Genomic DNA, 25,629 nt, shown 5'->3' with positions numbered 1-25,629 from the left:
ACGGCCCGCACGTCCCCCGTGTGTTCACCCTCGGGCGGCCGGCTCCACGGCCCGCTTCGACACGCTCGGCACCACCTGCTCCGCCTGGTGGACGCTCGGGCGCTCCGTCCAGAACGTCCCGGACGCCGCGCGCCGGGCGAGCATCACCAGCAGCCCCACGAGGCTCAGGCCGAGGGCGATGACCAGCGGCGGTCCGAGGCCGAACCAGGAGCTGCCGCCCGCGGAGTTGGCGGGATCCGCCATGTCGACGACCGCCTCGACGAGCAGCCAGATCAGCATCCCCGCGCCGACGAGCGGACCGGCGCCGATGAACAGGAACGCGCGCACCCCCGAGGTCAGCAGGCGCCGGTGGTAGACCGCGCAGGCGATTCCGGTGAGGGCGTAGTAGAACGCGATCAGGAGGGAGAGGGCCGTCAGCGAGTCGGCGAGCGCGTTCTCGCTGACCTGATGGATGAACAGGTACCAGACGGTGGCCGTGCCCGCGACCCACCAGGTGCCGACGGCCGGGGTGCGGTACCGGTCGTGGATCAGACCGAACCTGCGGGGGAGGGCGTGCCTGCGCGCCATGGACAGCGCGGTACGGGAGGCCGGGATGATCGTCGTCTGGGTCGAGGCGAGCGCCGAGGTGGCGACGGCGAGCAGGACGATCCAGTCCCAGCCGCCGAGGGCATCTCGGGCCAGGGACGCGAAGACGGCCTCCTCGTCGTCGGCGTGCGCCGTGAGGTAACCGGTGCCGGCGAACGCGACCACCGCGAAGGCCACGGACACGTAGGTGGCCAGGAGGACGACGGTGGACCAGACGCCGGCCCGACCCGGGGCGGAGGAGGGGTCCTTCGTCTCCTCGGTGAGGTTGACGGCGGACTCCCAGCCCCAGTAGACGAAGACGCCGAGGAGCAGTCCGCCGGTCAGCGCCGTGCTTCCGGATCCGAACGGGTCGAGCCAGTCGAGGGACGGCCGCAGCGCGCCCGGGGAGCCGGTCCCGTCGTAGACCCGGTACAGGGCCACCGCCGCGAAGACGAACAGGCAGACGGTCTGCAGCAGCACGAGGACGTTCTGCAGGCGGGCCGCCGCCTGGGTGTCCCGGACGCACAGGGCCGCCATCGTCACGATCACCAGCACGGTGAGTGCCTGCCGGATCAGCGTGTTCCCGGCCCAGCCGTCCAGGCCGACGGCCAACAGACCGAAGTTGACGGCCACGTCGGCGAGCGAGCCGACCACCAGGACCCCGGTCATCGTGATCGCCCAGCCGCCCAGCCAGCCCGTCGTGGGTCCCAGCGCACGCGTCACCCACGAAAAGGTCGTGCCGCAGTCGGGATCGGCGCGGTTCAGGTAGTAGAAAGCGGATGCGATGAGCACCATCGGGACGAACGACGCGAGCATCACCCCGGGGGCGTGGACGCCGACGAGGGCGACGATCGGCCCGATCACGGCGGCCAGCGAGTACGCCGGCGAGGTGGCGTTCAGCCCGATGGCGAGGGCGTCGACGAACCCGATCGCGTTCGGTCTGAGCGTGGCGGCGGCAGGCGTCCGCGGGGTGTCTTCGACCATGGTCCCTCACTGGTGCACGGTGAACGGGGCGTGAATGCGATGAGGAAACCCGTGCTCCGCACAGAGGGTCAATGGTGTTGGCATAAGCGCGCCCCGCGGACCCGGTCACTCGCGCCCGGCCGCGCCCCCGTCCCCGGCACCCCGGCCGCCCGCCGCGTCCGCGAGCTGCCGCGCGGCGGTGTCCAGCAGCATCTCCAACGCCACCGGGTAGGCGCTGTGGGGCATCCGGGCGGCCAGCAGTTCCGCGGTGGCCGCGATGTTCGGGTACGTGTCGGCCGGCAACCGGGCGTACGTCGACTCCCACCGCTCCTCGTCCGACGCCCGCGCCTTCTCCGTCAGCGCGAGAGGCCCGGCGTCGAGCGCCGCGAAGGCCAGCGCCTGGTCGATGTAGGCGTGGTAGATCCGTACGGCGTCCGCGTCGGCGAAGCCCGCGCCGCGCAGGCTGCCGAGGATCGCCTCGTCCGCCGCGATCTCGCGCGGCCGGCCGCTGACCCGGCTCGCGGTCAGCAGCGCGGCCTGCGGGTGGGCGAGGTAGGCGCCGTGGATGCGCAGCCCGAGCGAGCGCAGGTCGTCGCGCCACCGCCCGGTCGGGACCCAGCCGTCGAGCGCGCGGCCGATCAGCTCCTCGCCGATCGCCAGGGTCAGCCCGTCCATGCCGTCGAAGTACCGGTACAGCGTGCTGGGGTCCGCGCCCAGCGCGGCGCCCAGCCGCCGGGCGGACAGGCCCGCGCTCCCGTGCTCGCGCACCATCCGCAGGGCCGTCTCGACGATCAGCCGCTCGGAGAGCACCGTCCCCTGCCGGGTCGGGCGCCGCCGCCTGCGGGCCTCCTCCGGGACCACGTCCTTCGCCATCGCCCGCCTCCGTCCATCCTTATGCCAACACCATTGACCTTAACTCGGACGGAACGGTTCCATCAGCCCCCTGAGGCGCACGCCTCACAGAGAAAGGACCTCGCCATGCGTGTTCTGCTTGTGGGTGCCGGCGGTGTCGGGAGCGCGATCACCAAGATCGCCGCCCGCCGCGACTTCTTCGACCACTTCGTCGTCGCCGACTACGACCTGGCCCGCGCCGAGGCCGCGGTCGCGGCCCTGGGCGGCGAGGAGCAGCGCTTCAGCGCCTGTCGCGTCGACGCCTCCGACGAGGCGGCGGTCACGAGCCTGCTCACCGAGCGCGGATGCGACGTCCTGATGAACGCCACCGATCCGCGCTTCGTGATGCCGCTGTTCAACGCCGCGCTCGCGGCCGGCAGCCACTACCTCGACATGGCCATGTCCCTCTCCCGCCCCCACCCCGAGCACCCGCACAGCGCATGCGGGGTCAAGCTCGGCGACGAGCAGTTCGAACGGGCCGAGGAATGGGAGAAGTCGGGCCGCCTCGCCCTCGTCGGCATGGGCGTCGAGCCCGGACTCTCGGACGTCTTCGCCCGCTACGCCGCCGACCACCTGTTCGACGAGATCGAGGAGATCGGCATCCGCGACGGAGCGAACCTGGCGGTCGAGGGCTACGACTTCGCCCCGTCCTTCAACATCTGGACGACGATCGAGGAGTGCCTGAACCCGCCGGTGGTCTACGAGCGCGAGCGCGGCTGGTTCACCACCGAGCCGTTCAGCGAGCCTGAGGTCTTCGACTTTCCCGAGGGCATCGGCCCCGTCGAGTGCGTCAACGTCGAACACGAGGAGGTCCTCCTCGTACCGCGCTGGGTCGGAGCCCGCCGGGTCACCTTCAAGTACGGCCTCGGCGACGACTTCATCGGCAAGCTCAAGACCCTTCACGCCCTCGGCCTGGACTCCACCGAACGGGTCGCGGTCCGCGGCGAGGACGGCACCGAGGTCCGGGTCTCACCCCGCGACGTGGTCGCCGCCTGCCTGCCCGACCCCGCGACGCTCGGGGACCGGATGACGGGAAAGACCTGCGCCGGGACCTGGGTGAAGGGCACCAAGGACGGGCTGCCGCGCGAGGTCTACCTCTACCACGTGGTCGACAACCAGTGGTCCATGCGCGAGTACGGCTCCCAGGCCGTGGTCTGGCAGACCGCCGTCAACCCGGTGGTGGCCCTCGAACTCCTGGCCACCGGAGTCTGGTCACAGCCCGGAGTGCTGGGCCCCGAGGCCCTGCCGCCGCAGCCGTTCCTGGACCTGCTCACCGCGTACGGCTCCCCGTGGGGCATGCGCGAACAGGGCGACACCCCGGGCAACTGACCGTACGTGCTACCCGCTGAAGGGATCCTCGAGCACGGGGATGCACGGCGACAGCGACGACTCGGTGTGCTCGGTGACGGTCCCCCGGACCATCCGCAGGACACGGACGTCGTTCTCGTGCCGGGGATCCTCGTCGTCACGCACGTGCAGCAGGCCGTACGAGCCGGGCGCGACCGCGCCGACGTGCCGGAACAGGTCGAGGATCTCGGGGGCGCGATGGTTGGAGAAGCCCCCGATGTGGAGGAAGAGCTCGCCGTTCATCCACCGTAGGTCGAGCAGGTAGGGGCCGGCGATCTCGTCGACGCGGCGCCGAAGGCCCTCGACGATCTCGGCCTTCCGGCTCGGGTCGTCGTCGTCCGTGGCGCTCTCGTGGACAGTGATCCAGCCGTGGTATTCGAACATGGCGGGAGCCTATCGAGGCGTCGGCGTTGGCGTCGGCGTCGGCGACGTCCGCTCGACGCTCAGCCGAGGGCCCGGTACGCCGGTGACGGATCGACCAGGTCCGGGCGGTCCACGACGTACGCGGCACCGTGGATCGCCCGAATCGCCCAGTGCCACGCCTCGTCGTGGAAGACGAGTCCGCGCAAAGGGTCGCCGGCCGGCTCGTACGGGTAGCACTCCAGGGCGGCTTCCTCGGCCTCCTCGTGGGTCAGCCCACCGTGATGCCGCATCACCCACGCGTAGCCACGCCGCTCGGACCGCAGGCAGTCGAGGTACTGCTCCTCGCTCCACGTCATGGCTCAACTCTAGGGCCGCGCCGCGCCGTGCCGTCCGGACCGAGGCGGAGGGCCTGCGGTCCGGGCCTTCGGCATCTATGTCGTCATGCGGCAGCCCCCTCGTCGGCACGCAGTAGCCGTACGGCGGAGCACGGTGTCGGGGCACGCGCGCGGCCGCCCCAGCCGCGCACCGGCGGCACGCCGCTCCGCCAGGGCCGCGATCGTGCGGGCCGAGATGACGTCGGAGGCGGTCCGGCTCACGTGACACCGCCCGGGTCGACAGGCGGTTGCGCGGACTCGGTGGGCGGAGCGGCCGGCCCGGCGGTCGGCGTCTGCCCGGACAAGGACACGAGGACGGCCCTCACCTACGGGCGGTGTCCTCCCGTAGAACGGACCCTCTCTACTTCTCCCGGTCCGAGGGGGCTGCTCTGCCCGAGCTGTCGACTTCCATACCGGCATGGTGGCACGGCCGGGTGCCGTTCCCGCTAAACGGTCGGTGCGGCCGCGGGAGCGGGCCCCGCGGACGGTCTCTCGACCACCGGTAGGGCCCGCTCCCGCGGCAAGGGGCTACGGCTACTTCACCGAGCCGGCCATCACCCCCTGGACGAAGTGCCGTTGGAAGGCGAAGAAGACGATCAGCGGGACCACCAGGGACAGGAACGCCCCGGGCGCGAGGACGCCGATGTTGCTTCCGAACTGCCGCATCTGGGACTGCAGCGCGACCGTGAGCGGCTGGGACCCGCTGTCCGCGAACAGCAGCGCCACGAGCATGTCGTTCCAGACCCAGAGGAATTGGAAGATGGCCAGGCTCGCGATGGCCGGGCGGCCGAGCGGCAGCACCAGCCGTGAGAAGATCCGCCACTCGCTGCCGCCGTCCATCCGGGCGGCTTCCAGCATTTCGCGCGGTATCTCGGCGAAGTAGTTGCGCAGCAGGAAGATCGCGAACGGCAACCCGTAGGCGACGTGGAAGAGGACGACGCCCGCGACCGTGCCGAACAGCCCCACCGCACCGAAGAGTTTGGCCACCGGCAGCAGCCCGATCTGCACGGGCACCACCAGCAGTCCCACGACCACCAGGAAGATGGCGTCCCGGCCGGGGAACTCCAGCCACGCGAAGGCGTATCCGGCGAGTGCCGCGATGGCGACCACCAGGGCGGTGGTGGGCACGGAGATCAGGACGGTGTTCCCGAACGCCTCCGCGATGCCGGAATCCTTCAGCAGGGCGCCGTAGTTGTCCAGGGACAGCTGGGACGGATCGCCGAGCGCGGTCCACCAGCCGTCGGAGGCGTTGTCGCCCTCGGAACGCAGCGAGGAGACGAGCAGGCCCGCCAACGGGGTGATCCACACCAGGGCCACCAGGATCAGCGCACCCTGCACGAGGGAGCTGCTCAGCAGGCGCGACAGCCGATTTCCGCGACGGCGCCCGGGGCCCGGACCCTTCGCCGACGGGCCGGGGACCGCGCGGACATCCGCGGTCCGCCGGGACCGTCGGCGCTCGATGGTGCCGTGGCCGCTGCTCATGCTCCACTCCTTCGGAAGCGCCGGATGTTGAAGACCATCGCCGGGACGACGAGCAGGAGGAGCACCACGCTGAGCGCGCTGCCGAGCCCCTGGTCGTTGCCACCGCCGAAGGAGACCAGCCACATGCGGGTGGCCAGTACGTTGGCCTCCTCCTGGACCGGTCCGGGCGCGATGATGTAGACGAGGTCGAAGACCTTCATCACGTTGATCACCAGGGTCACGAAGACGACGGTGAGCACCGGAGCGAGCAGCGGCACGGTGATCTTGCGGAAGATCTGGCCCTCCGAGGCACCGTCCATCCGCGCGGCCTCCAGGGCGTCCCGCGGGATGGCCGCGAGGCCGGCGCCGATCAGAACCATCGAGAAACCGGTCCACACCCACAGGTAGGCGCCGATGATGGCCGGGGTGACCAGCGCCGGACCGAGCCAGTTCACCCCCTGGTACGGGGCCGCGAAGTTGGCCGCGGGCAGCCTGACCGCGTACGCGCCGTCGGCCAGCCCGGTGAAGCGGAACGACCCGTCCTCGGCCGTGACGGCGGTGGCGGCCACCCGGCCGTCCCGGACGGCCTCGACCCTCATGCCGGGCAACCCGTTCTCGCCCGGGTCGATACGGCCGGGGGTGCCGGCGCCGCCGGGGGCGAAGTCGAGGTAGACGACACCCCCGATGGTGTCCGGCTCGGGAGCGGCGGAGGCCGCCGCCTTCGCTCCGTCCGGCATCGCGTCGGGTGCCACCCCGATGAAGCCGAGGTCGACCGCGTGGCCGGGGCGTACGGTCTCCTCGGTGCCGTACGGGCCGCCCGCCCCGCCGGTCAGGCCGTGGCCCTCCCGGGCCCGGGCGGTCGGATAGGCGGCGGTGTCGCGGAAGGTGTCGTGGACGCCGACGACGGCGGCGTTGAGGACGCCCCGGGACGGGTCCTGGTCGTAGGCGAGGCGGAAGATGATGCCGGCGGCGAGGAACGACACGGCCATCGGCAGGAAGAGCACGAGCTTGAACGCGGTCGCCCAGCGCACCTTCTCGGTGAGCACGGCGAGCATCAGCCCGAGGCCGGTCAGCAGGGTCGGGGCGACGACGACCCACAGGGCGCTGTTGCGGATCGCCTTCAGGGTGGCCTGGTCCTGCACGATCGCCGCGTAGTTGGCGGCCCCGACGAAACGGTCGCCGTCGGCGTCGAAGAGGCTGCGGCCGAAGGAGAAGAGGACCGGGTAGACGACCAGCGCGCCGAGCAGCAGCAGGGCGGGCAGGACGAAGACGATGGCGAGGCGGCGCTTCCTGCGCTGGGCCCGGCGCCGCCCGTCGGTCGGGCCGCGGGTGGCGGTCACGGTGTCAGCCATGGACGTCGCCTCAGTTCCCGTAGGCCTTGGCGGCCTCGGCCTCGAGCTTGGCGGCCGTGCCCTTCGGGTCCGACGGGTCGCGCAGGAAGTCCTGGAGGAGCTTCCACTCACCCGCGCCCTTGGTGCCGCCGAACGCGGCCGGGGCCTGGTCCGACATGTCGAAGCGGATCGAGTCGCCCGCCGCGATGAGGGAGTTGGCGGTGCTGCGGGTGATCTCGTCGCCGTACGAGGCGATGTCGACCTCCTTGTTCGGGGACAGGAAGCCGCCGGCGCGGGCCCAGACCTCGGCGGCCTCGGAGCCGGCCAGGTACTCGAGCAGCTGCATACCGGCCTTGCCGTTCTTCGCGTCCTTGAGGACCACGGCCGCGTCGCCGCCGCTGACGACCGGCGCCTTGCCGCCGTCGACCGCGGGGAAGGGGAAGAACTTGGCGTCCTTGCCGAGCTTCTTGCCGAACTGGTCTTTGGCCACGCCCCCGACGAAGTCGCCCTCGTAGACCATGCCCGCCTTGGGCTCGGGGCCGAAGACCTGCGCGACCGACGTGGGGAAGTCGGTGCTCAGCGCCGTCTGGGCACCGCCGGCGACGAGCTGCTTGTCCTTGAACAGCTCGCCGAGGGTGGTCAGGGCCTTGACGACGCTCTCGTCGGTCCACTTGAGCTTGTGCTGGGCGAGCTGGTCGTACTTCTCCGGTCCGGCCTGGGAGAGGTAGATGTTCTCGAACCAGTCCGTGAGGGTCCAACCGTCCTCGCCGGCCACGGCGAAGGCGGGGCGACCGGAGTCGGCGAGGGTGCGGCCGGCCTTCAGCATGTCGGTGTAGCTGGTGGGCTCGGCGACACCGGCCTGGGCGAAGGCCTCGGGGGCGTACCAGACGGTCGACTTGTGGGCGGCCTTGAAGTAGAGGCCGTAGTACGTGCCGTCGACGGTGCCGTAGTTCTTCCACACCGGGGCGAGGGTGGAGCCGGCCTTCCGGGCGGCCGGGTCGGACAGCGGCTGGAGCCAGCCCTTGGCGGCGAACTGCTGGAGCACGCCCACCTGGGGGACCATCACCACGTCGGGCGCGTTGCCGCCCTCGATCTTGCTTCCGACGAAGGTGGAGACGTTGTCGCCGGAGGGTATGAAGACCGTCTTCGCGCCGGTCTTCTCGGTGAAGGCGTCCAGGACCTTCTTGAAGTTCTGCTGCTCGCTGCCGGTCCAGACACCCGCCACGGTCACGGTCTGGCCGCTCAGTTCGCCGCCGCTCGCGGGTCCGGTGGTGCCGCCGCCGCAGGCCGTGGCACCGAGGGCGAGGGTGAGGGCCGCCGATGCGGTGGCCGCGGTCCGCCGGGTCGTCTTGCTGGGTCGTCGCATGAGGGAGTCCTTGTCTGGAGGTCCGGGACACGGGGCGGGGTCCGGACGTACATGGAGGGGGCGCGGGGGAGGAGGAAGGGGCGGAAGGAGAAAGAGGGGGAGGGGGAGGTCAGGGGCCGGGGGTCACGGGGTCGGGCAGTCGGCCGTCCACCAGGCGGCGGTCGCCGCGGGGAGCACCCCGTCGGGACAGGGACCGCTGGCGAGCAGCGGAGTGCCGGGGACCGGGGCGGGCACGGGCTCGGTACCGAAGTTCACCGCGCAGACGAGGCCGTCGCCGCGGGTGATCGCGAGCACCTGAGGCGGCGTGTCCAGCCAGCGCAGGGGGCCTTCGCCGAGCTGCGGCAGGGTGCGCCGCAGCTGGAGCCCGTCGCGGTAGAGGTGCCAGAAGGAACGGGTGTCGGCCAGGGCGCGGTCGGTGGCGTGCTCGGCGAACCACTCGGGCTGCGGCAGCCACGGCTTGGCGCCGGCCGCCTCCCCGGAGAAGCCGAACGGGGAGGCGTGTCCGGACCAGGGCAGCGGCACGCGGCAGCCGTCCCGGACGTGCTTGCGGCTTCCGGTTCGGCGGAAGATCGGATCGGTGAGGACCTCGTCGGGCAGGTCGAGGACCTCGGGGAGGCCGAGCTCCTCGCCCTGGTAGACGTAGGCGGCGCCGGGCAGCGCGAGCATCAGGAGGGCCGCGGCGCGGGCACGGGCGGCGCCCAGACCGCTGCCTTCCACCCCGGGCTCGCCCGCGTAGCGGGTGACGGTGCGGACCTGGTCGTGGTTGTTGAGGACCCAGGTGACGGTGGAGCCGGTGCCGGCGATGTCGCGCATCGCGTCGGTGATCGTCGCGCGGAAGGCGTCGGCGTCCCAGGGGGCGCTGAGCAGGTCGAAGAAGAACGCCTGGTGCAGTTCGTCGGGGCGGACGTACTCGGCGTGCTCCCGCGCGGTGGGCACGGACACTTCGCCGACCAGCAGTCGCTCGCGGCCGTCCCGGGCGGTGTACTCCTCGCAGACCGAGCGCCAGCGTCGCCACACGCCGTGCACCTCGGGCTGGTTCCAGGCCAGCTGGTTGACGGCGTCGCGGGCCCGCTCGTCGGCCGCGGGATCGTCCGAGTCGGGCAGCGCGGGGTGCTTGAACAGTCCGGCGGCGACATCGATGCGGAAGCCGTCGACCCCGCGGTCCAGCCAGAAGCGCAGCACCTCCTCGAACTCGTCGCCCACCGCCGGGTCGCGCCAATTCAGGTCGGGCTGTTCGGGCGTGAAGAGGTGCAGGTACCACTCGCCGGGGGCGCCGTCGGGCCCGGTGGTCCGGCTCCACGCGGGACCGCCGAACATCGCGTGCCAGTTGTTGGGAGGCTCGGCCCCGTCCGGGCCGCGGCCGGGGGCGAAGTGGAAGCGGGCGCGCTCCGGGCTGCCCGGCTCCGCGGCGAGTGCCTCCTGGAACCACGGGTGCTCGCTGGAGCAGTGGTTGGGAACGATGTCGAGCAGCAGCTTCAGTCCGAGGCGACGGGCGTCGGCCGCCAGCAGGTCGAACTCGGCGAGGTCGCCGTAGACCGGGTCGACGCCGCGGTAGTCGGCGACGTCGTAGCCGTGGTCGTGCTGCGGCGACGGGTAGAAGGGGCTGAGCCAGATGCCGTCGACACCGAGCTTGCGCAGGTAGGGGAGCCCGGCCCGGACGCCGGCCAGGTCACCGATGCCGTCGCCGGTGCTGTCGAGGAAGCTGCGGACGTAGACCTGGTAGATCACCGCGTCGCGCCACCAAGGGGCCGAGGTGGAGGCGGCGGGGGAGGGGTGGCCGATGGCGGCCGGAAGGGTGCTGAGCATCTCGCGTCGACCTGTCTGCTGAATGCGAGAGCGCCCCGGATCGGTGCGCTGTTATGCATGCATGTTAAGTAGCAGCGACCGGAAGGTGTCAACGATGTGTCCAGAAACAGCGAAAAGCTGGGGTGATTTGTACTGGAGTGACCCCATGCACGACGAAGGGTCTCTACTTAACATGTAAGTAGAGACCCTTGAGGATGGAGGAGGGGCGGAATGCGATCAGTCGGAGCGGGAGATGGTCCCCAACTCGCGCGCGAGCCGAGCCGACGCCTGCTCCGGCGTCTGGCGCAGCGCCAGCAGGTCCTGCGCCACGGCCTGCACGGCGAGGCTCACCTGGTCGTAGCGCGGACTCTTGGGGCGCGGCACCGCCGACAGCAGGCTCCGGCGCAGCGTGGGCAGGTACGGATACGCCCGGACCAGCTCGGGGTCCTCGTACAGCGCGGCCCGCACCGGAGGCAGCGAGCCCTTGGTGAGCACCTGCCGCTGGACCCGTTCACTGGTGAGGTAGGAGATCAGGTCGGCCGCCGACGCCGGATGCCGCGCATGGCTGCTCACGGCGAGGTTGGAGCCGCCCAGCACGCTGGTACCGGGCCCGTCGGGTCCGGGCAGCGGCACGGCACCGAACCTGCCCGCGACCTTCGACCCCTCCGCGCTCGCGTCCGCGTACACGTAGGGCCAGTTCCGCAGGAAGAGCAGCCGACCGTCCTGGAAGGCCCGCCGCGACTCCTCCTCCTTGTAACCGAGCGCCTCGCGGGAGATCCATCCCTCCCGCACCCCGTCCGCGAGGAACCGCAGGCCGGCGCGCGCCTCGTCCGAGTCCACGCTCACCCGGGCCCCGTCGTCGCGCAGGATCGATCCGCCCGCCGAATGCACCGCCTCGGTGACATTGACCGTGAGCCCCTCGTACGGGAGGAACTGGCCGGCGTAACCGTCCAGTCCGTACTTCGGGGCGATCGTGCGGGCCTGGCGGGCCAGCTCGTCCCAGGTGCGCGGCGCTTCCTCGCCCTCCCGGTCCAGGATGTCCTTGCGGTAGTAGAGCAGCCCCGCGTTGGTGACGTACGGGACCGCGTACAGCCGGCCGTCGAAGGTCGCGGTGTCGACGACGGGCCGCAGGAAGGCGTCCAGCGGGAAGCGCTCACGCCGGAGCGGGGAGATCCAACCGGCCGCCGCGAACTCGGACGTCCAGGCGACGTCGATGTTCAGCACGTCGAACCGATCGCGGCCCGATCGCAGCTCACTGATCATCTGGGCCCGGGTCTCGTCCGCCGAGTCCGGCAGTTCGACGAGCGTGACCCGCTCCTCGGGATGGGCCTCGTTCCAGTCCTCCAGGAGCGGAGGGAGGTAGTTCGTCAGATCGCCCGCCGTCACGAGCGTCAGCGGGCCGCGGTCCTCGGACGCGGGACCCGCGTCGGCGCGGGCGCCGAGACCGGTGTATCCCGCCAGCACGACCGCCCCGACCAGGAGAGCTCTACCCGCGGCACGCATCCACCGCATAGATTCCTCCCAGTGCACGATCCGGCTGCGTCGCCGACCATCGTGGCCTATATATACCCGTTAGGCATGGGCGATACTAGACGCCCAGGCAGACGAGACGGACGGCGGCGCAACTCGGCCCGCTGACGAGTGAACCGTTGACTACGGAGCGGGAAGGAGGGGGAGCGAGTGCGGCTGGCGCTCCTTGCGCTCCTCACCCGTAGCCCTGCGCACGGTTACGAGCTGAAGCAGGACCTTGAGAAGCTCCTGGGCGCCGCGTACCCTCAGCCCAACGTCGGCCAGATCTACGTCACCCTCGGACGGCTCGAGAAGAGCGGCCTCATCGAGGGCGAGGACGTCGAGCAGTCGGGACGCCCCAACAAGCGCACCTACCGGCTGACGGACGCCGGACGCGAGGCCGTGCAGGCCTGGTTCGAGGACACCGCCGAGGAACCCCGGGTACGGGACGAGTTCTTCATGAAGCTCGCCCTTGCACCCCGGTCGGGTCTGGCCGATCCGGTCGCACTGATCAACAAGCAGCGGCGGCAGTACCTCAACACCATGAGGGACCTGTCCAAGCTGGCCGCGGCGGAGGACCGCGACAACAAGATCTCCCACCTGCTGATCGAGGGCGCCATGCTGCACCTGCAGGCCGACCTCGACTGGCTGGAACGCTGCCAGGAGGAGCTGGAATGAGCGACGACGCCACCCCCGCCGCCGCTCCTGGCGTGCCCGGCGGGTCCGCCACCCCCGCCGAGCCCATCGTGCGCGCCGAGGGCCTGACCAAGACCCACCACGGCGAAGGCCTACCGGTGCACGCCGTACGCGGGGTGGACCTGTCCGTCCGGCCCGGCGAGTTCGTCGCCGTCACCGGACCCTCCGGCGCCGGAAAATCCACCCTGCTGCACCTCATAGGCGGCCTCCAGCGCCCCGACAGCGGCAAACTGTGGATCGGCGGAGAACGGGTCGACGAGTACCGCGAGGCCCGCTGGGCGGTCCTGCGGCGCCGCAGCATCGGCGTCGTCTTCCAATTCTTCAACCTGGTCTCCAACCTCACCGTCGCCGACAACGTCGAACTCCCCGCCCTGCTCGCCGGCGCCTCCCCGAAGGCCGCCCGCGCATCCCGCGCCGAACTGCTCGCCGAGCTCGGACTCGAAGGCCGCGAACGCTCGATGCCCGGTGAGCTCTCCGGCGGCGAACAGCAGCGGGTCGCACTCGCCCGCGCCCTGGTCAACCACCCCGCACTGCTGCTCGCCGACGAACCGGCCGGCAGCCTCGACAGCAAGGGCACCCGCGAGGTACTGCGGCTGCTCTCCCGGTTCCACCAGCGCGGCCAGACGATCATGATGGTCACCCACGACGCCCGGATGGCCAGCGCCGCCGACCGCGTCGTCAGCTTCTTCGACGGGCGCATAGCCGACGACGCACAGCTCGGCGGCGGACGCCGCGGGCCGGCCCGCGGCGTCTCGGGCGTGCTGGACCTGGAACTCAAGGAGTGACCGTGCGGGCCACCCTGCGCTGGGCGCACGCCGACTTCCGCGCACACCGCGGCGAAGCCCTCTTCGTCGTCCTGGCCAGCGCCGGGATCATCGCCTCGCTCCTCCTGGCCGGCGCCCTCTTCGGCTACGCCGCCAACCCCTGGCAGCGCGTCTTCAACCAGTCCCACGGCGCACACATCTGGCTGCACACCCGCGCCGGCGCCGACACCGCAGCCCTCTCCCGCGTGGACGGCGTCGCCGCCCTCTCCGGGCCCTACCGCACGACGGCGACCACCGTCGAGTCGCGCGGCGCCCGGGTCGGCGTGACGCTGCGCGCGACCGGAGCGGAGCCCCCGGAGACCGGACGGCCGCTCGTCACCGACGGCCGCTGGCTCACCGGACCGGACACCGCCACCGGCGGCGCGGGTACCGGCAACGACACCGTCGTACTGGAGGCCTCGGTCGCGCGCGCCCTCTGGGCCGAACCGGGCGACACCGTACGGGTCACCGGCCCGGACGGCGCCCCGCACGCACTGGAGGTCAGTGGCATCGCCGAGGTGGCCGAGCCCCGCTACCACCCGGGCGGCGGCCCCGGCATCGGCTGGGTGCTCGACAGCACCCTCGACGACGTCGCCCACGGAGACACCGGGCAGAGCGTGGGCCTGCGGCTGCACGATCCGGACGACACCGACTTCACCGTCCAGCGGGCCGTGACCCTCCTCGGCGCCGACCGGGTCGCCCAGGTCACCAAATGGCAGCAGGCACGGGCCGAGGCGGGCGGCGACGACCGGCTGCTCGGCCAGATGTTCGCCGTCTTCGGGCTCGGCGCGCTGCTCGCGGCGGCGCTCGCCGCCGCCGGCGCGATCGGCGCCCGTGTCCGCGGCCAGCTACGCGACATCGCGATCCTCAAGGCCGTCGGCTTTACCCCCGGCCAGGTGACCCGCGGCTTCCTCGTCCAGCACCTGGCCTTCGCCCTGCTCGGCGTGGCCCTCGGCACGGCGGCGATCGCCCTGCTCGGCGACCGGATACCCGGGCGGATCGGCGAGGCGACCGCCGTCTGGCAGGACCTGCCCGGCCACACCGCCCTCATGATCGGCATCCCGTGCGGCGCGGTACTGCTGATCGCGACCGCGACCGGGCTCTCGGCCTGGCGGGCCGGCCGGGTTCCGCCGGTGCCGGTGGCCCGCGCGGCGCTGCCGTCCGCCACGCCGATGACCGCGCTCGGCAGGCGCGCCCTCGGCCTCCGCGTGCCACCCGCCCTGGTCCTGGGATGGCGTGCGGCCTTCCCGCGGCGCGGCCGGACGCTCGCCGCCGTCGCCCGGCTCGCCCTGCCGCTGGTCCTCATCACGGTCGCACTCGTCGCCTGGTCGACACTCGACCAGTTCCGCAGCAGGCCCGCGCAGATGGGACTGGCCGCGGCACTGACCGTACGGGCCGGACAGTCGGCCGGAACGAACGACGCGGAACTGGAGCGGACCCTCGCGGCCGTCCCGGGCGTCGCCGCGGTCCACCCCGGCGCCGAGATGGCGGCGCTCGTACCGGGACAGACCGGCACGATCACCCTCCGAGGCCTCGGCACGGCCCAGGACCCGTACCCCTCCGAGGTCGTCGAAGGCCGCGCGGCCGGCGGTCCGGACGAGGCCGTGGCCGGACAAGGCCTGCTCGACCTCCTCGGCGTCCGCGTCGGCGCCTGGGTGCGGATGACCGTCGAGGGACGGCCACAGATCCTGCACGTCGTCGGCCGCACCATCGAACCCGAATCCGGTGGCCGGGTGATCACCACGACCGTCGACGCGCTGCGGGAGCGCGATCCGGCCCTGCGCCCCGACTTCCACGCCCTCGTCCTGCGCGAGGGCGCGGACCCCGTGGCCGTGAGCGCCGCGCTGGCCGCGACGGCGGGCGGCACCTTGGAGGTCCGACAGACCCCGAACCCGGTCGACCGGCTGGAGCCGGCACGCGCGGTGATCGCCGCCCTGATCGCGGTCCTCGCGCTGATCGGGCTGATCGAACTGCTGACGCTGATCGGTACGGGCGTACGGGACCGGGGCCGGGACCTGCTCGCGCTGAAGGCCATCGGGCTGACGCCCCGGCAGATCGGCTCGATGATCGTGACGGCCGCCGGACTGACGGCGCTGGCCTCCGCCGTGCTGGGCACGACGCTGGGGGTGCTGTCCGGCAGATGGCTGGTGGACACCCAGGGAGCGTCCAGCGGGATCGGCGCGGGCATCGCCCAACTGCCACCGCTCCCCGTGCTGTCGACCGTGATCGTCCTGGCGGTACTGGGCGCGGTGGGGGCGGCGGCGTTGCCGGCGACGCGGGCGGCACGGCGGCGGCCGGCCGACTCGCTCAGCGAGACACTCTGACGCTCCGAGGTCACGGCCGGTGGGTGACACGGAGCCGGTACAGGGTCCGGTGGCCCCGCTCGGCGACCTCGGGGTCCCCGTGGGCGGTCCCGTACGCGATCCCGGAGACCGCGTCGAAGGCGGACTCGCAGTCCAGCCGGCGCTCCTCGACCGGGGTGAGCGGTCTGCCGTAGCCGTCGAGGAAGGCGGCGCGCAGATCGGGCCGGCCCGTCCAGGTGTCGGCCAGGCGCACCAGGTCCCGGGTGGCGGTGGCGTACTCCGACCGTTCGAAGTCGAAGAGCCGTACCTCGCCGTCGTCGGTCAGGAGCACGTTGCGGTACTGCAGGTCCCCGTGCGTGGGCACCAGCACGGGCCGCGGCAGGTCCTCGTAGGCGCGGGCCAAGGCACGCACCAGTTCCTCGTCGCCGGCGGCCAGATGAGGCCGGGCCTCCTCCACGTGCCGCTTCACGGAGTCCGTGGCCGAAGACGGCCCGGCGGGCCGCTCCGGGCAGGCACGGTGCAGGGCGGCGGCGAGCCGCCCGAGCCCCCGCTGCACGTGTGCCTCGGTCGCCGGGTCGAGGTCCATGCCGTGCGGTGACCGCCCGGCCAGTGCCGTGACGACGACGGCTCGCGCGACCGGGTCGCGGGCGACGAGGCGCGGCACCCGGCGCCCGAGCCCCGGCGCCCAGGTCCGGTACGCGGCCACCTCGCGGTCGTGGAAGAGCTGCCCGGCGTGCCGCTTGAGGTACCAGGTGCCGCCACCGGATCCCGTGAGCCGCCAGACCCGGGCACCGGCGCGCGTCCAGGAGACGTCGGTCGTCCGCGCGATCCGGCCGACGGCCCGCTCGGCGAACACCCGCAGTGGTTCGGGAAGGTCCGCCCCGTCGGTCGGTGGCGGGGGCGGGCCGGGCAGGAGGCGGGTACGGTCGACGCCGCCCGCCTCGTACGCGACGAGGTCTCCGAGCCGCTGGAAGTGCACGGCGGCCGGCATGCCGGCCCGGTAGGCGTCCAGCCCGGCCCGGCAGTACGCCACCATCGGCTCCGGCAGCGCGTCGAGCGGGTACCAGCCCATGCCGTCGCACCGGTCCGGCTCCCTCACCCCGGGCCGGCCCGCCCACCGCCGTACCTCGAAGAAGACACCGATCCGAGAATTCCCGCCCCGGGGCGGGCGGTGGTGGACGGTGACCGCCACGGTCACGTCCGCCGCCGCGATGAGGACACCGGTCTCCTCGCGGGCCTCCCGGATCACCCCCTCGACCATGTCCTCGCCCGGGTCGAGGTGCCCGGACGGCAGGTGCCAGAGCCCGGTCGCGTACACGGGCCCGGCCCTGCGCGACAGCAGTACCTCCGGGCCGAGGGCACCGTCGCGGCGCAGGACGAGGTGGACGTCGACCGGCACCGTGTGCCGGGGGACAGAGGTCGTGGTCATGGGTGACTCATGCCCAGCCGAGCTCGGTGTAGAGGCGACCGGCCCGGATACCGTCGATCGCGGCCCGGGTGTAGGGGACGACGGGTTCGGGAAGGTCGTCGGCCGGCCACCAGCCCCAGGACACGCAGCGGTCGGGCTCGCGGACCTCGGGCGTGCCCTGCCACCGCCGGGCGCGGAAGACGAGCTGCATACGGGGCCGGCCGCCCGGTTCGTTCACCTGGTGCACGACGTGGACCAGGTCCACGTCGCCCGGGTCGATGACCAGACCGGCCTCCTCCGCCGCTTCCCGTACCAGGCAGGTGACGGCGGATTCCTGCTCGCAGTGTCCGGCGAGGAAGTGGTGGGTGGAGGCGGCGAAGGCGGAGTCCGGGTGGCGCAGCCCGAGCAGGACCTGCCCGTTCCGTTCGAGGTAGAGGTGCACGCCGACGATGTTCCGGCGTGCTCGGCCGCCGCCGGGCCGGGCCTGGGCCGGTACTCCTGCCGGGGCGAGGCCTCGGGCCTGGTGGAGGTCGATGACCTCCTTCGTCCACGCGCACATCGTCAGGAAGGGGATCGTGGCCACGTCGAAGTGACGGAACATGATGCCTTCGGGACACGGGAGTTCGTCGGCGTCCCCGTCCCAGGCCCCCAGGTACACCTGGATGCGGCCCTGCTCGTCCGGTGCGTCCGGCTCCGCCGCCGCGGGCCCGTGGCAGTCGACGACGGCGAAGGGTTCCAACGGCACCGTCAGGCCGGTCTCTTCGAGGAGCTCCCGCTGAACCGCCTGCGCCGCGGTCTCCTCGCCCTCCCGACCTCCACCCGGGATCGACCACGTGCCCGGATCGCAGATGCGTTTGTTGGCGTCGCGCAGGTGCAACAGGTACCGGCCTCGCGAGTCGACCAACAGTGCGGCGGTGCCGTGCGGTTCGACGGATGCGGTCATCGAAGGCTACTCCGGAGGGACGGTCGCGACGGGACGTCCGTACAAGTGCCGTCAACTTGACCCGGCTCTGAAGGACCGGGCTTGGAGGTAGCGCCCAGCTGGCTGCTGGGTGGACTCCTCCGTCCAGACATCCCGTTATGGGATGGCAGGGACGCGTGACTCACGCCCCGCGGTCCACACGGTTACGCCCTTGCGGGCGATGTTGTGGGACGCGTTGTCGTCCGCGTTCGCCAGGAGCCCGCAGGCTCGGCACGCGAACGTCGCTTGTGACCGGCGGTTGCGCCGGTCGATGTGGCCACACTCGGAGCACTGCTGGCTGGTGTACGCCGGATCGACGTACACCAACGGCACGCCGGCCCGCTTCGCCTTGTACTCGGTGAAGGCGGCGAGCTGGGCGAAGGCCCACGAGTGCAGTGAAGTCCGCTGGTCCTTGCGGAGCCGTACCCGGCTGCGGATGCCCGTCAAGTCTTCGAGGGCTATTCCGTGGCCGGTGCGTTCAGCGGTGGTGACGATCGTCTTCGAGACGATGTGGTTGATGTCGGCGGTGTGTCGGGCTTCCTTCCGCGAGCGCTTCTTGAGGAGGCGCTTCGCGGACTGGGTTCCCTTGGCCTGGAGCTTGCGGCGGAGTTCGATCTGCCGGGCCCGGTGCCGGTTCAGGCCACGCCCTGCGGCTCGGTATCCGGTCGAGGTGGTGGCGAGGTTGACGATGCCGAGATCGACGCCGACGAACCCGTCCGGCTCGTGCAGCTCCGGCTCGGGAATGTCGCAGACCGCGACGAGGTAGAACACGCCGTCGCGTTCGATCAGGTCGGACTCGCCCTTGCGGTGCTCGCGCAGCATCTTCAGGGCGTCCGGGGAGCAGGCGAAGCGGACGTTCTTCAGTCGGCCTGCCACCGTCCAGATCGACACCGCCCCGGCGTCGTACTGCCACGACAGACACCGGTCGTCGAACGGCTGCGCCGCCTGCGGCCGGAAGCTGATCGGCTTTGACTCCGTCTTGGTCCGGCGCTTCGAACCCGGCTTGCCGTAATTACCGGCCTTGATGTTCGCCTTGAGCGTGGTGTAGGCGTCGCGGGTCTTCTTGATGACGTGCTGAGCGGCCTGCGCCCCCAGCCCCCGCGCCTTCAACTCCGCATAGGTGTGCTTCCGCAGCTCGTACTCACGCGGAACGCCCTGCTCGAACGCCACACCGGATACCCAGTTCGCGGCCTCGTTGACCGTGCGCAGGGTGGAGCGCAGGGCGGCGGCCTGGTCGGCCTCCGGCAACAGCTTCACCTGCGTCACGAGTTTCATGACCGTGATCGTAGCGCTGGCCTATGTCACCTCGCTGGGAGTCGGACCCCAATATTCGCAGGGGTGGAACCGTCGTCCAGACCCTCCACGCCCACTTGGTCTTCACGCCCAGGTACCGGCGTGGTCCGTTCACCGACGAGATGCTCACGCGCTGCGAAGAAGTCATGCGCGCCGTGTGTGCGGACTTCGAGACCGAGCTGGTGGAGTTCAACGGCGAACGCGACCACGTACACCTGCTCGTGCATTACCCGCCCAAGGTCGCCCTGTCCCGGCTGGTCGGCTCCCTCAAGGGAGTGTCCGCACGCAGGCTCCGGCAGGAGTTCCCCGACCACATCCGCACACACATACCTGTGGGGAGCACACTTCTGGTCCCCGTCGTACTTCGTAGCGTCGTGTGGCGGGGCACCGCTCGGCATCATCAAGGAGTACGCCGAGCAGCAGAAACGTCCGAACTAGGCTGCGGGTCGGAGCAGTCCAGAGAAGCGATTCCTCCCAGGCCTGAAGGCCTGGGGTTCCTCGCCAGATCCCGCTGAAGAACGGACCGGAAATCGGGATCGTCACGGCCGGACCAGGAGCCTGGTGCGAACGAATTTTCTCGCGCAAGGCGGGCCCTTTGCGGGCCCGCGCCCACCGGCGCCGAAACTCGCTCGAACAGGTGGGTGTCACCCCCGCGGGGGATTGCCGATGCGCGTCATCTCTAGGCTGGGCGCCATGACGACACCTCACCAGCCGTTCGACGTGCAACCTGACGTCGAGCTGCCCGTGCCCGTCCCCGGCGAGTTGTGGACCGTCGGCGCCGTCATCCTCAACGACGACGGTGAGGCCTTCGCCCAGAAGAGGAGCCCGCACCGCGGCCTCTTCCCCGACAGTTGGGACATCGTGGGCGGCCATGTCGAGGCCGGGGAGACCCTGCTGGAGGCCCTTGCGCGCGAGGTCGAGGAGGAGACCGGCTGGCGCCTGCGCCACGTACGGCGCTTCCTCGGCACCACGACCTGGACCGGGGACGACAGCGCCGGACTCCGTCATGAGGCCGACTTCCTCGTCGAGGTCGAGGGCGACCTGGACCGCCCCTCGCTGGAGTGGAGCAAACACTCCGCCTACGGATGGTTCGGTCCCGAAGACCTCGACCGCCTCAAGGAGAACCGGCTCCCCGGAGAATTCTTGATCCACGACCTGATCGCCCGTGCCGTGCGGACCGGCCCGCGCCCCTGAGGAGCGCGGACCGGGTGCGCATTCGTTCCGGGATCAGTGGGAGCCGGGACGGGTGGCGCGGGCATGGTGCACCTCGAAGCGCCGGAAGGCCGCCTCCTGCCGCCACTCGACCTGCGCCTTCGGGCTGGCCTTCAGGAACCGGGCACACCGCTCGCTCGGGTGCTCGGCGCCCTGGACGTCGCGGGCACACGCCCCGGTCGGACGGTAGCCGGTACGCAGATCGCGGTTCCACAGTCCACGGCCCGGCAGGAACGAGTGCTCCAGGGAGGCCCGGGCCAGGTCCCTCAGCTCCGGGTAGCCGAGCCCGTACATCTCGGCGGCACGGCGGTACTCGTCGGTGATCTCGATCCGCGACACGCCCGGGTCGTCGGTGGCGAGGACGATCGGCACGCCGTGACGGCGGTAGGTGGCGAAGGGGTGCGCGTCGCCGGAGACGCGCAGGATCTGCTCGTTGCTGTGGAAGGGGACCTCGACCGCGATGCGCCGCTCGGCCATGTAGCGCATGAGCGATTCCCAGCGGTCCTCGTGCAGGACGGACACGCCGTGCCCGATCCGCTCCGCGCGACCGGTCTGGGCGGCCTCCCTGATGTGGAAGGTGAGGTCCTCGGGCTTGACCAGGCCGGGCACGAGCTCACCCGCGTGGAGCGTGATGTGCGCCTTCGGGTACTGGGTCTTCAGGTAGTTCAGCATCCGCATGTGCAGGCGGTAGTCGCGCAGCGCGACCGGGTCGTCCTCGGGCTGGACCAGGTTGACGGCGACGAAGCGCGGATCACGCTCGGCCAGCCGCATCCCGAGCGCCATCTGGGTGAACACCCGTTCCGGGGTGCCGGCGCGGGCGACCTGGGAGATCCACCGGTACGGCAGGGAGCACGCCTCGTCGGGCCGCGGGGTGTCACAGTGCGCGGCGCCACGGAACTCGACGTCGGTGCTGTCGGCGTCGCTGAGGGCCTGCCGGACGACCGCGTCCAGGCCTCCGTCGGCGAGGAGCTTGTCGTGCATGCGGTCGAGATCGGCGTCGTAGCCGACCCGGTCGGCGAGCGTGCGGGCCTGACCGGAGGCCGGGGAGATCATCGTCTCCAGATAGAACTGGTGCTGTCGAGCTGCGGAGTTGGCGACCTCCGCGAGCATCCGGCCGGGGTGACGCCAGGTCACCTCGCCGAACTTGCCGAAGGTCGCGAAGAAGTGGTCGTGGCCGTTGCCGTCCGCCGGGAAGTCCTGCATCGACCAAGCCTGGATGACCTGCCGGCGGAAGGCCGCGTCGGTGACCGCGTCGGCGGCGGGTCGGGTTCCGGCGCCGCACGGCGGGGGCACCGCGGTGGTGGTGTCGGTGGTGATGCACAGGCCGTCCCCGGCGGCGAGTTCGATCAGGAACTCGGTGGTGACCGCTCCGGACAGGTGGTTGTGCAGATCACCACCCTTGGGGAGGTCGGCGAAGAACTCCCCCGGCCGGTCGGGGCCGGGGGCCGGAGCCACGGCGGGAGCGGAGGCCGCGTAAGCGGAGGTGGGCGCGAGCAGGGCGAGAGCGGAAAGCGCACCGATCAAGTGGGATGGGATCACGGGCACATGGTGGGGAAGCGAATCGCCGCATGACGGTATACCGGGCCGGGCGCCGCCTCCTGTCACTCGGGAGGACCCGCAGAGGATCGTTCCTTCAGGAATGCCGGTGAACGTGTCCGAGCCGTGCGCGAGCGTCATGGTCGCGGTCGCGACGGTGCTGTGGACATCGACGGCGGTGCATCTATCGCAGGCCTGTTGTGCGTGATCCGCATGGCGACCGGTCTGCGGGCGGCCGGGCGTGTTCCTCAGTACAGCGGGCCGGAGGGAAACCCGTGATCCGGCGGGAACGGATCGGGCAGGACCGGAGCCGGCCGAGCGGCGGCTCCCTGCGCCCGCCGGACGGCCAGGCGCGCGGGCCACTCGACCGCCCACATGATCGCGGCGGCACCCGCCAACTGCCAGAAGCCTTCGGCATGGAGCCGAGGGTCCACGCACGCGAAGGCCGCGCAGATCAGCCACAACACCAGGCAGTGGTAGGCGACGAGGACGATCGAGGCGATTCCCGGTACGGGCAGGGACAGCGTGATGCGCGGCAGCATGAAGAGCGACGCCACAGCACCCAGGGCGAGGGCCTGCCGCCACCCCGGCGCGGGATCGAGCCGGACGCCGTTCAGGACGAGCGTGGCGAGTGCGAGTCCGGCGGCATTGAGCAGTACGGCGCCCAGTGAGCGCGCCGCCGCGTGGCGGGTGCGTCGGCGGAACAGGGCGAAGAAGGTCCCGACCGTGCCGGCGACGGCCGCCACGAGCAGCCCCGAGACGAAGACCGGCCACGGTCCGGGCAGGTGTGCGGACAGACCTGCGGCGCCGCAGATCCGTACGCCGGCCCAGAGGGCGAGCGGATACACGGTCAGCAGAACCAGCAGATCGACCAGGGCCTGCACCACGCCGAGGAACATCAGACGACGGACCGGGGCGAAGAACTCCCGGTCCGAGCCCCAGAGATCGGGCTCCTGCGCGAGGAGTTCCCTGGCCCGTCGCAGGGACGGCCGCATCAGGAGAGCCGTCAGGCGTGCCGCCGCCCACGTGCCCGCGCTCACGACCGTGGCCATCAGCGCCACCGCGACCAGCTGTCGGCCTGCCGAACCGGTCAGCCGGAAGTCGGCGACCAGGAGCGCGGCCACCGCCACGCCGGCAGCCACCGAGGCAAGTCGTAGCGTGACGCCGGCGCCCTTTCGATCGAGTCCGTGCCCGAGCCCGCTGTCGACCGTCATCGGTTCGCCCCCTCGTGAGTCGCGACTCCGACAGAAGGCATGCCCTGCTCGAACCCGTACCAGCCATGTGGGGCGACGCCGGTCCGGCGAAGCCGAACAGATCCGGCCAGGGCGAAGCCACCTGCCGGGGCGTGTGCCGGTCGTCAGCCGAGGGCCGCCAGGACGCGGTCCGGAGTGAGGGGGAGTGTGCGGATCCGGCAGCCGGTCGCGTGGTGGAAGGCGTTGCCGATGGCCGCCGCCGTGCCGACGATGCCGATCTCGCCGATGCCCTTGCCGCCCGTCGGGTTGAGGTGCTTGTCGTGCTCGTCCAGCCAGTGCACCTCGATGTCGGGCACGTCGGCGTGGGCGGGGACGTGGTAGGAGGCGAGGTCGTTCTCGGTGAAGTCCCCGAAGGCCGGGTCCATGGTGCTGTGTTCGGTGAGGGCCATGCCCAGACCCATCACCATGCCGCCGACGAACTGGGAGCGGGCGGTGAGCGGGTTCAGGATGCGGCCCGCGGCGAAGACGCCCAGGAGCCTGCGGACCCGGACCTCGCCCGTGACGGTGTCGGCCTGCACCTCCGCGAAGTGGGCGCCGAACGCGTGCCTGGCGTACGGGGACTTCTGCTTGGCGGAGGCCGTCGTATCGGCGGGGACTGACACTCCGGCCTCCGGGATCGGGCCGGAGCGGCGGGCCAGCAGGGCGACCAGGCTCGTGCAGGCGTCGTGGACCGCCCAGCCCCAGGACGCCGTACCGGCCGAGCCGCCGGCCACCGAGCCCTGCGGCAGCGCGGAATGCCCGATCTCCACCGTCACCCGGTCCAGGGTGACCCGCAGCGCGTCGGCGGCGACCTGCGCCAGGACGGTGCGGGCGCCGGTGCCGAGGTCGGTGGCGTTGGTCTGCACGAGGTACGTACCGTCGGGGAGGGCGTGCGCCCGCGCCGAGGAGGGGGCGACGTACACCGGGTAGGTGGCGGCGGCGACTCCGGTGCCGATCAGCAGCGGGCCGTCCCGGCGGGGCGTGCGGTGCGCGGCCCAGTCGAACCGGGCGGCCCCCTCGCGCAGGCATTCCACCAGATGGCGGCTGCTGAACGGGCGGCCGCTGTCGGGTTCCGCGCCGGGCTCGTTGCGGACGCGCAGCTCGACCGGGTCGATGCCGAGGGCGCAGGCCAGCTCGTCCATGGCCGACTCCAGGGCGTACATGCCGGGGCTCTCGCCCGGTGCCCGCATCCAGGAGGGCGTGGGTACGTCGAGGGGCACGACGCGGTGGGTGGTGAGGAGGGCGGGCGCGTCGTACATGACGCGGGCGGGGACGGCTGCCTGTTCGACGAACTCCCGGACACGGGAGGTGTGGGTGGTGACCTCGTGGGTGAGGGCGGTGAGCGTGCCGTTCGTACGGGCGCCCAGGCGCACGCGGTGCAGGGTGGGCGCGCGGTGGCCGACGACGGCCGCGAGGTGACGCCGGGGCAGGGCGAGGGTGACGGGCCGGCCGGTGTGTCGTGCGGCCATGACGGCGAGGACGACGTGGGGGCGGGGGGTGCCCTTGCAACCGAAGGCACCGCCGACGTGTTCGGAGACCACCGTGACACGATCGGCGGGCAGCCCGAAGAGGGAGGCCAGTGTGGAGCGTACGAGCCCGGACCCCTGGCTGGAGTCGTACACGGTGAGGGTGTCGGCGTCGGCGTCCCAGTGGGCTGTGGCGGCGTGCGGCTCCATGGGGTGGTTGTGCAGCGGCGGCACGGCGTACGCGCAGTCCACCCGGACCGGCGCGGCGGCGAACGCGGCGGCCAGGTCACCCTTCTCGCGGTGCGCCGGATAGCCGCCGTTGACCTGTTCGGGGGTGTAGGCGGCCGGGTGATCGGTGTGCAGCACGGCGTCGTGGGGCTCGACGTCGTAGCGGACGCGGACGGCCGCGGCCGCGGCTCGGGCGGCTTCGACGCTCTCGGCCACGGCCAGGGCCACGAACCAGCCGCGGTGGGGCACTTCGGGGTCCTGGAGCACGCGCAGGGTGGGGTCGTCGCAGGGGCCCAGCCGGGGCGCGTCGTAGGGCGTGAGGACGGAGAGGACGCCGGGCAGCGCGAGCGCGTCGGCGGTGTCGACGGCGGTGACGCGTCCACGGGCCACGGTGGCGGGCACCGGCCACGCGTACGCCCGCTCCGGCAGGGGGTACTCGGCTGCGTAGCGGGCCTTGCCCGTGACCTTCTCCCGGCCCTCCAGGCGGGTGATCGGGCTGCCGACGGAGGGCGCCGGGGCGGCGGGGCTGGAGTCCAT

At 71.9% G+C, this 25,629-nt stretch carries 20 protein-coding genes and 1 pseudogene; 6 read left to right on the top strand and 15 right to left on the bottom strand.

Features of this window, described 5'->3' with window-relative positions; translation table 11 throughout:
- Window positions 1–24: 24 nt before the first annotated feature.
- A complete protein-coding gene (locus OG624_RS01295; protein WP_371638899.1) occupies window positions 25–1,548 on the bottom strand; it encodes an APC family permease in 1,524 nt (507 codons plus the stop codon).
- A 105-nt stretch (window positions 1,549–1,653) separates the two neighbouring features.
- A complete protein-coding gene (locus OG624_RS01290; RefSeq protein ID WP_051763650.1) occupies window positions 1,654–2,400 on the bottom strand; it encodes a TetR/AcrR family transcriptional regulator in 747 nt (248 codons plus the stop codon).
- Between the two features lie 105 nt (window positions 2,401–2,505).
- On the opposite strand from OG624_RS01290, the gene OG624_RS01285 reads away from it, so the two are divergent.
- Window positions 2,506–3,747: a saccharopine dehydrogenase family protein gene (locus tag OG624_RS01285; RefSeq protein ID WP_266447084.1), complete on the top strand. Its 1,242-nt coding sequence runs from the start codon at window positions 2,506–2,508 to the stop codon at window positions 3,745–3,747.
- A 9-nt stretch (window positions 3,748–3,756) separates the two neighbouring features.
- Here OG624_RS01285 and OG624_RS01280 read toward each other — a convergent pair whose 3' ends face one another.
- From OG624_RS01280 to OG624_RS01250, 7 genes are all read right to left on the bottom strand, one after another.
- On the bottom strand, window positions 3,757–4,149 hold the full coding sequence (locus OG624_RS01280) for an Imm7 family immunity protein (RefSeq protein ID WP_033224302.1): 393 nt from the start codon (window positions 4,147–4,149) through the stop codon (window positions 3,757–3,759).
- A 59-nt stretch (window positions 4,150–4,208) separates the two neighbouring features.
- A complete protein-coding gene (locus tag OG624_RS01275; protein WP_033224303.1) occupies window positions 4,209–4,484 on the bottom strand; it encodes a hypothetical protein in 276 nt (91 codons plus the stop codon).
- A 552-nt stretch (window positions 4,485–5,036) separates the two neighbouring features.
- The gene (locus OG624_RS01270; protein ID WP_078909555.1) at window positions 5,037–5,984 is read right to left on the bottom strand and encodes a carbohydrate ABC transporter permease; all 948 of its coding nucleotides are present in this window, start codon (window positions 5,982–5,984) and stop codon (window positions 5,037–5,039) included.
- Window positions 5,981–7,315, bottom strand: coding sequence for an ABC transporter permease (locus tag OG624_RS01265; RefSeq protein WP_051763651.1), 1,335 nt, complete (start codon window positions 7,313–7,315; stop codon window positions 5,981–5,983). Before OG624_RS01265 ends, OG624_RS01270 begins: the two co-directional genes overlap by 4 nt.
- Before the next feature lie 10 nt (window positions 7,316–7,325).
- The gene (locus OG624_RS01260; RefSeq protein ID WP_371638898.1) at window positions 7,326–8,660 is read right to left on the bottom strand and encodes an ABC transporter substrate-binding protein; all 1,335 of its coding nucleotides are present in this window, start codon (window positions 8,658–8,660) and stop codon (window positions 7,326–7,328) included.
- 123 nt (window positions 8,661–8,783) lie between these two features.
- Window positions 8,784–10,466: a glycoside hydrolase family 13 protein gene (locus OG624_RS01255; RefSeq protein ID WP_078909556.1), complete on the bottom strand. Its 1,683-nt coding sequence runs from the start codon at window positions 10,464–10,466 to the stop codon at window positions 8,784–8,786.
- Between the two features lie 216 nt (window positions 10,467–10,682).
- Entirely contained in the window at window positions 10,683–11,957 is a 1,275-nt protein-coding gene (locus OG624_RS01250) for an ABC transporter substrate-binding protein (protein WP_033224305.1), read from the bottom strand.
- Window positions 11,958–12,125: 168 nt separating this feature from the next.
- On the opposite strand from OG624_RS01250, the gene OG624_RS01245 reads away from it, so the two are divergent.
- From OG624_RS01245 to OG624_RS01235, 3 genes are read left to right on the top strand one after another with little or no spacing between them, the layout of a single operon-like run.
- Window positions 12,126–12,632 carry a PadR family transcriptional regulator gene (locus tag OG624_RS01245; RefSeq protein WP_161295264.1) on the top strand — a complete coding sequence of 169 codons (507 nt, stop codon included), beginning with the start codon at window positions 12,126–12,128 and terminating at the stop codon, window positions 12,630–12,632.
- A complete protein-coding gene (locus tag OG624_RS01240) occupies window positions 12,629–13,435 on the top strand; it encodes an ABC transporter ATP-binding protein (protein WP_371587013.1) in 807 nt (268 codons plus the stop codon). The genes OG624_RS01245 and OG624_RS01240 overlap by 4 nt, the downstream gene beginning before the upstream one ends.
- A gap of 2 nt (window positions 13,436–13,437) precedes the next feature.
- Window positions 13,438–15,777, top strand: a complete 2,340-nt coding sequence (locus tag OG624_RS01235) for an ABC transporter permease (RefSeq protein ID WP_371587012.1) — start codon at window positions 13,438–13,440, stop codon at window positions 15,775–15,777.
- 10 nt (window positions 15,778–15,787) lie between these two features.
- Here OG624_RS01235 and OG624_RS01230 read toward each other — a convergent pair whose 3' ends face one another.
- From OG624_RS01230 to OG624_RS01220, 3 genes are all read right to left on the bottom strand, one after another.
- On the bottom strand, window positions 15,788–17,185 hold the full coding sequence (locus tag OG624_RS01230; RefSeq protein ID WP_371638896.1) for an NUDIX domain-containing protein: 1,398 nt from the start codon (window positions 17,183–17,185) through the stop codon (window positions 15,788–15,790).
- A gap of 7 nt (window positions 17,186–17,192) precedes the next feature.
- Window positions 17,193–18,107 carry an NUDIX hydrolase gene (locus tag OG624_RS01225; RefSeq protein ID WP_371638895.1) on the bottom strand — a complete coding sequence of 305 codons (915 nt, stop codon included), beginning with the start codon at window positions 18,105–18,107 and terminating at the stop codon, window positions 17,193–17,195.
- A 135-nt stretch (window positions 18,108–18,242) separates the two neighbouring features.
- Entirely contained in the window at window positions 18,243–19,400 is a 1,158-nt protein-coding gene (locus OG624_RS01220; protein WP_371638894.1) for an RNA-guided endonuclease InsQ/TnpB family protein, read from the bottom strand.
- A gap of 23 nt (window positions 19,401–19,423) precedes the next feature.
- Between OG624_RS01220 and tnpA the strand changes: the two are divergent.
- Both tnpA and OG624_RS01210 read left to right on the top strand, forming a co-directional pair.
- A pseudogene (gene tnpA / locus OG624_RS01215) lies at window positions 19,424–19,856 on the top strand (IS200/IS605 family transposase).
- Window positions 19,857–20,111: 255 nt separating this feature from the next.
- On the top strand, window positions 20,112–20,612 hold the full coding sequence (locus OG624_RS01210) for an NUDIX hydrolase (RefSeq protein ID WP_326746755.1): 501 nt from the start codon (window positions 20,112–20,114) through the stop codon (window positions 20,610–20,612).
- Between the two features lie 33 nt (window positions 20,613–20,645).
- On the opposite strand, the gene OG624_RS01205 is transcribed toward OG624_RS01210, so the two are convergent.
- From OG624_RS01205 to OG624_RS01195, 3 genes are all read right to left on the bottom strand, one after another.
- Window positions 20,646–22,169: an adenosine deaminase family protein gene (locus OG624_RS01205; protein ID WP_244290939.1), complete on the bottom strand. Its 1,524-nt coding sequence runs from the start codon at window positions 22,167–22,169 to the stop codon at window positions 20,646–20,648.
- Between the two features lie 245 nt (window positions 22,170–22,414).
- The gene (locus OG624_RS01200) at window positions 22,415–23,380 is read right to left on the bottom strand and encodes a hypothetical protein (RefSeq protein WP_033224313.1); all 966 of its coding nucleotides are present in this window, start codon (window positions 23,378–23,380) and stop codon (window positions 22,415–22,417) included.
- A 143-nt stretch (window positions 23,381–23,523) separates the two neighbouring features.
- On the bottom strand, window positions 23,524–25,629 hold the full coding sequence (locus OG624_RS01195) for a xanthine dehydrogenase family protein molybdopterin-binding subunit (RefSeq protein ID WP_371638893.1): 2,106 nt from the start codon (window positions 25,627–25,629) through the stop codon (window positions 23,524–23,526).

It is taken from the genome of Streptomyces virginiae, from assembly GCF_041432505.1.
Taxonomy (GTDB): Bacteria; Actinomycetota; Actinomycetes; order Streptomycetales; family Streptomycetaceae; genus Streptomyces; species Streptomyces virginiae_A.
Note: the sequence above shows the minus strand (reverse complement) of the source record. Positions and strands in the feature narration are given on the sequence as shown.

Coding starts and splice junctions, on each gene's coding strand:
- OG624_RS01290 (WP_051763650.1), bottom strand. CDS start 2,400: ATGGCGAAGGACGTGGTCCCGGAGGAGGCCCGCAGGCGGCGGCGCCCG.
- OG624_RS01280 (WP_033224302.1), bottom strand. CDS start 4,149: ATGTTCGAATACCACGGCTGGATCACTGTCCACGAGAGCGCCACGGAC.
- OG624_RS01260 (WP_371638898.1), bottom strand. CDS start 8,660: ATGCGACGACCCAGCAAGACGACCCGGCGGACCGCGGCCACCGCATCG.
- OG624_RS01230 (WP_371638896.1), bottom strand. CDS start 17,185: ATGACCACGACCTCTGTCCCCCGGCACACGGTGCCGGTCGACGTCCAC.
- OG624_RS01195 (WP_371638893.1), bottom strand. CDS start 25,629: ATGGACTCCAGCCCCGCCGCCCCGGCGCCCTCCGTCGGCAGCCCGATC.
- OG624_RS01270 (WP_078909555.1), bottom strand. CDS start 5,984: ATGAGCAGCGGCCACGGCACCATCGAGCGCCGACGGTCCCGGCGGACC.
- OG624_RS01255 (WP_078909556.1), bottom strand. CDS start 10,466: ATGCTCAGCACCCTTCCGGCCGCCATCGGCCACCCCTCCCCCGCCGCC.
- OG624_RS01220 (WP_371638894.1), bottom strand. CDS start 19,400: ATGAAACTCGTGACGCAGGTGAAGCTGTTGCCGGAGGCCGACCAGGCC.
- OG624_RS01265 (WP_051763651.1), bottom strand. CDS start 7,315: ATGGCTGACACCGTGACCGCCACCCGCGGCCCGACCGACGGGCGGCGC.
- OG624_RS01200 (WP_033224313.1), bottom strand. CDS start 23,380: ATGACGGTCGACAGCGGGCTCGGGCACGGACTCGATCGAAAGGGCGCC.
- OG624_RS01210 (WP_326746755.1), top strand. CDS start 20,112: ATGACGACACCTCACCAGCCGTTCGACGTGCAACCTGACGTCGAGCTG.
- OG624_RS01275 (WP_033224303.1), bottom strand. CDS start 4,484: ATGACGTGGAGCGAGGAGCAGTACCTCGACTGCCTGCGGTCCGAGCGG.
- OG624_RS01295 (WP_371638899.1), bottom strand. CDS start 1,548: ATGGTCGAAGACACCCCGCGGACGCCTGCCGCCGCCACGCTCAGACCG.
- OG624_RS01250 (WP_033224305.1), bottom strand. CDS start 11,957: ATGCGGTGGATGCGTGCCGCGGGTAGAGCTCTCCTGGTCGGGGCGGTC.
- OG624_RS01225 (WP_371638895.1), bottom strand. CDS start 18,107: ATGACCGCATCCGTCGAACCGCACGGCACCGCCGCACTGTTGGTCGAC.
- OG624_RS01285 (WP_266447084.1), top strand. CDS start 2,506: ATGCGTGTTCTGCTTGTGGGTGCCGGCGGTGTCGGGAGCGCGATCACC.
- OG624_RS01240 (WP_371587013.1), top strand. CDS start 12,629: ATGAGCGACGACGCCACCCCCGCCGCCGCTCCTGGCGTGCCCGGCGGG.